Source organism: Companilactobacillus huachuanensis, from assembly GCF_005404815.1.
Classification (GTDB): Bacteria; Bacillota; Bacilli; order Lactobacillales; family Lactobacillaceae; genus Companilactobacillus; species Companilactobacillus huachuanensis.
This window is the reverse complement of record NZ_BJDF01000050.1, coordinates 1-1,601: the sequence shown is the minus strand read 5'-3', so window position 1 is coordinate 1,601 and position 1,601 is coordinate 1. Positions and strand designations below refer to the sequence as shown.

The following is a 1,601-nucleotide window of genomic DNA, read 5'->3' as shown; positions in this document are numbered from 1 at the left end:
GAGGCTGCTGAAAAAGTCCATAAGATATTTATAATGTTTTTTAAGCATCCAGTTATGGGTGCTTTTTTGATATAATCCACTTAATGAGGTAGATGACTATGCTAAAACGCCAAGAAGAGTTAAAACTTAGTCCTTATAGTTCTTTATACGATGTTATTGTTCCCAAAGATAATGAACTTCGATTACTGCTAGAAATGGTAGATTTCGACTTTATTTATGATGAATTGGCAAGTAAGTATTGCCTGGATGACGGGCGGAACGCCGTCAACCCAATCCAAATGTTCAAATATCTTTATTTGAAGGTTCTCTATAATCTATCCGATAGAGATCTTATTAAACGGGCAAAAACAGATATGGCTATGAAATTCTTCCTTGGCTTAAACCCTGAAGATGACGTTATTCATCCAAGTCTTTTGACAAAGTTCAGAAGACAAAGATTAATGGATTCAAATATCCTTGATTTACTGATTACTAAAAGCGTCCGAGTAGCCTTAGATAAGGAACTTATAGAAAGTAATAAAATAATTATCGATTCAACTCATACTGCATCTAGTTTCAATCAAAAATCACCGATAGAAACATTACGTGCTAAATCAAAATTGGTTAGAAAAAATATTTATCGGATTAACGAAGATATTAAATCCGAGTTACCATCTAAAAATGAAACTAATGATTTAGAAAAAGAAAAAGCATACACTGATAATCTGCTCAAAAAGGTGGAAGAACACCCTGAATTAATGGCTGTCCCTGCTGTTAACGAATCTTTTAATAGTTTAAAAGAAACACAGGCTGATATTAAAGAATATCAAGATTATTCTAAAGATGATGACGCAAAGGTAGGCCATAAAACAAAAGATACTTCCTTCTTCGGATATAAAACACATGTGGCAATGACTGAAGAGAGAATCATTACAGCCGCAATAATAACTAGCGGTGAAAAAGGCGATGGACCTTTCCTACAAGATTTGGTTGATAGTACAAGAGAACACGAGGTAAATGTACAAACAGTAATTGGTGATAGAGCTTATTCCGGTAAAGACAATATTGAGGCGGCTGAAGAAAAAAAGTTTGTTTTAGTTTCTGGTCTTCACCCTGTTATGTCCAATGGATCCAGAAAAAAAGATGATATGTGGGATTTTAATAAAGACGCTGGAATGTTTATCTGTCCGGCAGGCCATATAGCTACAAGAAAACGTCTTGAGGTTAGAAAGGATCATCCGAACTATAGTCCAGTGATGAAATACTACTTTGATGTTAACAAGTGTAAAACATGTCCATTACGAGAATCTTGTTATAAAAACACTCAAAGTAAAACGTATTCTGTAAGTATTCAAACTGATGCAAATAAATATCAAAAAGATTTTGAAGAAACAGAATATTTCCAAAAGAATATAAAAACACGCTATAAGATTGAAGCAAAGAATAGCGAAATGAAAATCAAACATGGTTACAGAACCACGCAATCCAGTGGAATTGAGGCCATGAAGCTCCAAGGGGCTATTACGATTTTTTGTGTGAATATGAAACGAATCCAACAATTGTTAAAGGAAAAAAGCAAAGAAAATAAGTAAATAATAGAAAAAATGGCACGCTAATTGGTT

1 protein-coding gene is annotated in these 1,601 nt (G+C 33.7%); it reads left to right on the top strand.

Going from position 1 to position 1,601, the window contains the following annotated elements:
• Nucleotides 1-98: 98 nt before the first annotated feature.
• Nucleotides 99-1,571 (top strand): IS1182 family transposase, encoded by a 1,473-nt coding sequence (locus FFM71_RS13260; protein WP_137612620.1) that lies wholly within the window; start codon nucleotides 99-101, stop codon nucleotides 1,569-1,571.
• Nucleotides 1,572-1,601 lie beyond the last annotated feature (30 nt).

Bases quoted from the DNA above. Each gene is read 5' to 3' on its own strand.
- FFM71_RS13260 (WP_137612620.1), top strand. From the start codon at position 99: ATGCTAAAACGCCAAGAAGAGTTAAAACTTAGTCCTTATAGTTCTTTA.